General features: G+C 66.4%; 4 protein-coding genes and 1 pseudogene. All 5 read right to left on the bottom strand.

The annotated features are described in order from the left end of the window. A partial coding sequence (lpxK, locus tag Q1J79_RS04230; RefSeq protein ID WP_300296953.1) for a tetraacyldisaccharide 4'-kinase occupies positions 1–561 on the bottom strand: 561 nt, incomplete at its 3' end. Continuing rightward, on the bottom strand, positions 554–1,297 hold the full coding sequence (locus Q1J79_RS04225) for a lysophospholipid acyltransferase family protein (RefSeq protein WP_300296951.1): 744 nt from the start codon (positions 1,295–1,297) through the stop codon (positions 554–556). The genes Q1J79_RS04225 and lpxK, both read right to left, overlap by 8 nt. A 4-nt stretch (positions 1,298–1,301) precedes the next feature. Beyond that, a complete protein-coding gene (locus Q1J79_RS04220) occupies positions 1,302–3,056 on the bottom strand; it encodes an ABC transporter transmembrane domain-containing protein (protein ID WP_300296948.1) in 1,755 nt (584 codons plus the stop codon). Positions 3,057–3,249: 193 nt separating this feature from the next. Next, positions 3,250–5,262: a transketolase gene (gene tkt, locus Q1J79_RS04215; RefSeq protein ID WP_300296945.1), complete on the bottom strand. Its 2,013-nt coding sequence runs from the start codon at positions 5,260–5,262 to the stop codon at positions 3,250–3,252. 105 nt (positions 5,263–5,367) lie between these two features. Then, positions 5,368–5,727: pseudogene (locus tag Q1J79_RS04210) on the bottom strand (methyl-accepting chemotaxis protein); the annotation flags it as partial.

Genomic DNA, 5,727 nt, shown 5'->3' with positions numbered 1-5,727 from the left:
ACGCGCCAGGCCTTCCTCAACGGGTTCGCGCAACGGCCCGGCCGGCAACAGGCGCCCATTGCCGAAACCATAACCGCCATCCACCACCAGCAGGCTGAGGCGCCGTGCCAGCGCGTAACTCTGGTGCGCGTCGTCGGCGATGATGCAGCCGGCCCCGGCCGCTGCCGCGGCACGGGCGGCAGCAGGTCGGTCGCGCCCGATCCAGGTCGGCGCGGCGGCACTGAGCAGCAAAGCCTCGTCGCCGACATCGGCGGCTGTATGGCGCGAGGGGTCGACCCGAACGGGGCCCGCCAGCCGCCCGCCATAGCCGCGGCTGACGATTTGCGGCTGCAGCCCGAGCCGGTGCAGCATCTCTGACAGGGCGATGGCGGTCGGCGTCTTGCCGGCGCCGCCAGCGACCAGATTGCCGACCGAGATCACGGGACGTCCGACATCCTGGGCCGTCGTGATCCTGCGGTTCAGGTGGTTCCCGAGTTCGTAAAGGGCTGCCAGCGGCTGCAGCAGGCCCGGCCAGGGCGAGTCCATTCCGGCCTGCCAGAAATCCGGCGCGCGGCTAGCCATCGCTGTCATCCTGCGTCAAAGCGGGTGGCGCCGGCTCGACCGGCGGCTGGCCGCAATGGCGGTCGGCCGCCTCGCATAGCGCATTCAGCGCGCTTTCCACCCGCAACGCCGCTTGTTCGAGGCTTTCGTTCTCGTCGCTATGGACGTCGATCGGCTCGCCCCAGAGATAGATGCCGCGGTTGAACGGCCATGGAATCAGAAAACGGTCCCACGAGGCGGCCAGCCTGCGCCGCGCGACGCCATAGGTGGCGGGTATGATCGGTACGCGAGCGAGGCGGGCGGCGGCGACGATCCCCGTGCTGGCCCGCATGCGCGGCCCGCGCGGCCCATCCGGTGTGACGGTCACGTATTCGCCACGTTTCAGAACCTGCAGGATACTGCGCAGGGCGGCGGTGCCGCCCTTATCGGCCTTGCCCTGCTTGGCTGTGGAACCGCGCACGGTGCCGATGCCGAACGGATCCATGGCGCGGGCGATCAACTCGCCGTCGCGATGCTGCGAGATCAGCACATGCATCGGATGACGGGTCGTCCAGGCCAGCGGCATCATCAGCAGGCGACCATGCCAGAAGGCGCCGACGAAGGGTTTGCCATCGCGCCAGAAGGGCTGCGGATATTCGATGCCGCGGGTTTCCCAGCGTGAGGTGGCGCGCACGAAGCGCACATACAGCGCAATGACATCGGCCGTCAGCCGGACTACGGGAGCGCTTCGCAGGATGCGCTTGAGCGGCCCGGCCATGGATTTAAGCCGTGGCCTCGACGGCGAACTGGGTGGCGTAAAGCCTGGCGTAGGCGCCATTCCGCGCCAGCAATTCGGCATGGCTGCCCTGTTCGACCAGACGGCCATGATCCAGCACGAAGATCACATCGGCATCGATCACGGTGGACAGGCGATGGGCGATCACCAGCGTCGTGCGGCCGCGCATCAAATCCCCCAGCGCGGTCTGGATCAGGCGTTCGGATTCGGTATCCAGCGCGCTGGTCGCTTCGTCGAGTAGCAGGATCGGCGCGTCGCGCAGCATGGCGCGGGCGATGGCAACACGCTGGCGCTGGCCGCCGGAAAGCCGCACGCCGTTCTCGCCAACCAGCGTGTCGTAACCCTGCGGCAGGGCCATGATGAAATCATGCGCCGCGGCATGGCGGGCGGCGGCCTCGATCTCGTCCTGGCCGGCTTCCGGGCGGCCATAGGCGATGTTGGCGCGGATGGTGTCGTCGAACAGCGTCAGTTCCTGGCTGACCAGCGCGATGTTGCGGCGAAGCGAGGTGAGGGTAATGTCGCGCACATCCTGCCCGTCAATCCGCACGCTGCCTTCAGAAACGTCGTAGAAGCGCGGCACGAGATTGAGCAGGGTGGATTTACCGGCGCCAGAGGCGCCGACCAGAGCCGCCTTTTTGCCCGGGGGTACCACCAGCGACACGTGGTCGAGGGCGGTTTTCTCCGCGTTATAACGGAAGGTGATGCCGTCGAGGCGGATTTCACCGCCGCCGACCTTCAGGGCCGGCGCACCGGGTTTCTCGCGTATCTTCGGTTCAATATCCAGGATGCCGAAGATACGATCCGCCGCCGCCAGGCCTTCCTGCATGGCGGTGTGAAAATTGGCCAGCGACTTGAGCGGCTGGTAGGCCGAGAGCGCGGCATAGATGAACGCCGTCAGCGTGCCGAGCGTGAGCGTCTCGGTGGTGCCGCCAATATAGATGATCACCGCCACCGCGATGCCGCCCAGGGCCTCGGTGGCCGGGCTGGCGGCAGCGCGGGCGCGGACCACCTTCATCAGATGGCCCAGCCGCGTTTCGACCGACAGGCGGGCGCGCTCGATCTCGCGCTGCTCCATGCCATAGGCCTTGACCATGCGGGCGCCTTCGAAGGTCTCGCTCAGGATCGTGGTCAGCTTGCCGGTTTCCTGCTGGCCGCGGGCCGAGTTCTTGCGGGCCTTCTTGCCCAGCCGCCGGGTGCTCAGGCCCACGAAGGGGAAGATGACGCAGACAATCAGCGCGAATTGCCAGTTCATGGCAAACATCACGCCGGTCAGGAAGATCAGGCTCAGACTGTCTTTGACGATGCCGGTCATCGCCTTGGTGACGGCTTCGCGCAGCAGGGTGGCATCAAACAGGAAGCTGGAGACCAGGCGTCCCGAATGGGTCTCATGCAGCCAAGCGAGGTCAGAGCGGATCAGATGGGCATAGAGGCGAATCTGGGTGTCGGCGATGACGCGTTCGCCGAATTTGGTCATCAGCGTGCCTTCGAAATAGGCCGCGATGGCTTTCACCACCACCACCACCACGACCATCGCCGGCACGGCCAGGGTCCAGTAAGGGTCCCGGTCGGTGAATACACGGTCGATCGCCGGTCGCAGCAGCCAGGCCGTTGCGGCCGTCATGGCCGCGACAACACTCATGCTGATCAGGGCCAGCAGCAAGGAACCGATATGCGGGCGGACCTGTTCGGCGATCAGACGGCGGATCAGCGCTATGCTGCTTATCTGTGCGCCCGAAGACATGGGGGAAGTCAAAGGAAACCCGTCCCGATCAAAGAGTTAATCTCGGCAAAGAGTTAATGCCGGCTGCTATAGCATGCGACGGCAGGCTGGACCAGCATGGCCCAACGCCGGGAAGCCTGCATCCGCCATTTCTGGCCGTGCCGGATGCGTCACAGAAGCCCTTATGTGGCAGGCAGTTAGCTGCCCGCCCGGGTCAGAGCCGCTGCTTGGCGGCCTGGACCACGGCTTCCGGCGTGATGCCGAAATGCTTGTACAGCAACTCGTAGGGGCCCGAGGCGCCGAAGCCGCTCATGCCGATAAAGCCGCCCTTGATGCCCAGATACCTGTCCCAGCCCTGGCGCACGCCGGCTTCGATGGCCACGCGCACCGTGCCCGGCCCCAGGGTCTTTTCCTGGTAGGCGGCATCCTGGGTGTCAAACAATTCGAAGCTCGGCATCGACACCACGCGGGTCGGGATGCCGTCCTGCTGCAGCAGGTCGCGGGCGGTCATGGCAATGGCGATCTCGGAGCCACTGGCCAGCAGGGTCACCTTGGCGGTGCCGTCGGCGGCGATCAATTCATAACCGCCTCTGGCCACCAGGTTCTCTTTGGTGTGGCTGGTCCGCACTGTCGGCAGGTCCTGACGTGTCAGCGCCAGCACGCTGGGGCGGTGCTTCTGCTCCAGGGCGACCTGCCAGGCTTCCGCCGTCTCCACCGCATCGGCGGGACGCAGAACGAGCAGGTTCGGAATGGCGCGCAAAGCGGCCAGATGCTCGACCGGCTGGTGGGTCGGGCCGTCTTCGCCCAGGCCGATGGAGTCATGCGTCATCACGTAGATGACGCGCTGTTCCATCAGGGCCGAGAGGCGGATCGAAGGACGACAGTAATCGGTGAAGACCAGGAAGGTGCCGCCATAGGGGATCAGGCCGCCATGCAGGGCGAGGCCGTTCATCGCCGCCGCCATACCGTGCTCACGCACGCCGTAATAAATATAACGACCGCTGAAGTCGCCGGGTTTCACCGGGTTGAGGCCGGCGGTTTTGGTGTTGTTCGAGCCGGTCAGGTCGGCGGACCCGCCGATCGTCTCAGGTACGGCCGGATTGATCACTTCCAGCACCATCTGGGACGATTTGCGGGTGGCCCATTTTGGCTTGTCCGCTGCCAGCTTGGCCTTGTAGTCGTCCATCACCTTGGCGAAATCGGCCGGCAGGTCGCCCTTGATACGACGATCCCATTCGCTGCGCTGCGTGGCGGGCAGGGCGGCCAGCGCCTTGTCCCAGGCCTGCTTCTTCGTGGCATTGGCCGCGCCGACCGCGCGCCATGCCGTCAGGATGGCGTCCGGGATTTCGAACGCGGCATACGGCCAGCCCAGCTTCTCTCTCGCGCCCTTGATCTCATCAGGGCCAAGCGGCGAACCATGGATGGCGGCGGTGCCGGCCTTGGTCGGCGCGCCATAGCCGATCACGGTGCGGCAGGCGATCAGGCTGGGCCTGTCGCTCTTTTGCGCGGCGGCGATGGCGGCAGCCACGGCTTCCGGGTCATGGCCGTCGACGCGGATGGTGGCCCAGCCGCTGGCCTGGAAGCGGGTGATCTGGTCATCAGAGACCGACAGGCTGGTGGGGCCGTCGATGGAAATCTGGTTGTCGTCCCACAGCACGATCAGCTTGTTCAGCTTGAGATGGCCGGCCATCGAGATCGCCTCGTGGCTGATGCCTTCCATCAGGCAGCCGTCGCCGGCGATCGCATAGGTATAGTGATCCACCACATCCTTGCCGAACTGCGTCGCCAGCAGGCGCTCGGCCAGCGCCATGCCGACCGCCGTGGCGATGCCCTGGCCCAGCGGGCCGGTGGTGGTCTCGACGCCGCCGGCATGGCCGAATTCCGGATGGCCCGCCGTACGCGAACCGATCTGGCGGAAGGCCTTCAGTTCGTCCAGCGTCATGTCCGGATAACCGGTCAGGTAGAGCAGGGCGTAAAGCAGCATCGAGCCATGGCCGGCCGACAGCACGAAGCGGTCGCGGTCAGGCCAGGCGGCATTCTGCGGGTCGAATTTCAGGAAGCGGCTGAACAGCACCGTGGCCACGTCGGCCATGCCCATCGGCATGCCGGGATGGCCGGAATTGGCCTTTTGCACGGCATCCATGGCCAGGGCGCGGATCGCGTTGGCCATGTCGGCATGGCTGGCCGGGGCGGCGTGACGGGGAAAGGCTGTGGCGGCCTGCAGCATATCGGTGGAATCCCGCTTCTGGAGTCGAAAGCGGGCGGACCATGCCGGTCTCAGCGGCCCCCGTCAACCCATGCCCGCGGGCATGGGAAACCCTTTGAAAGACGGTCAGAATTCCTGCCAGTCATCATCATCCGCCGCGGCCGGCTTCGGCGCCGCTGCCGCCGGTTTGGATGCCGGCGCAGGAGTCGGCGCCGGACCGGCCTTGGCGGGTGCCGGCTTTGCCGTGGCCGGCTTGGCAGCCGCCGCCGGCTTCGGCGCGGGGGCCGAGCTGGGCGTGGACACGGGCCTGGGCGCGACGATGGCGGGTCCGCGGCTGCTGTCCAGCTTGAAGAAGCCGACCAGCTCGGCCAGTTCGCCGGCCTGGCCGGCCAGGCTCTGGGCTGCGGCCGTGGTTTCCTCCACCAATGCCGCATTGCGCTGGGTCATCTCGTCCATGCTGCCCACGGCGGTGTTGATCTGCTCCAG

Origin of the sequence: Ferrovibrio sp. (assembly GCF_029255545.1) — a bacterium.
In the GTDB taxonomy this organism is placed as follows: domain Bacteria; phylum Pseudomonadota; class Alphaproteobacteria; order Ferrovibrionales; family Ferrovibrionaceae; genus Ferrovibrio.
The sequence above is the reverse complement of the archived record's forward strand: the minus strand, read 5'-3'. Positions and strand labels throughout refer to the sequence as shown.

Coding starts and splice junctions, on each gene's coding strand:
- tkt (WP_300296945.1), bottom strand. CDS start 5,262: ATGCTGCAGGCCGCCACAGCCTTTCCCCGTCACGCCGCCCCGGCCAGC.
- Q1J79_RS04220 (WP_300296948.1), bottom strand. CDS start 3,056: ATGTCTTCGGGCGCACAGATAAGCAGCATAGCGCTGATCCGCCGTCTG.
- Q1J79_RS04225 (WP_300296951.1), bottom strand. CDS start 1,297: ATGGCCGGGCCGCTCAAGCGCATCCTGCGAAGCGCTCCCGTAGTCCGG.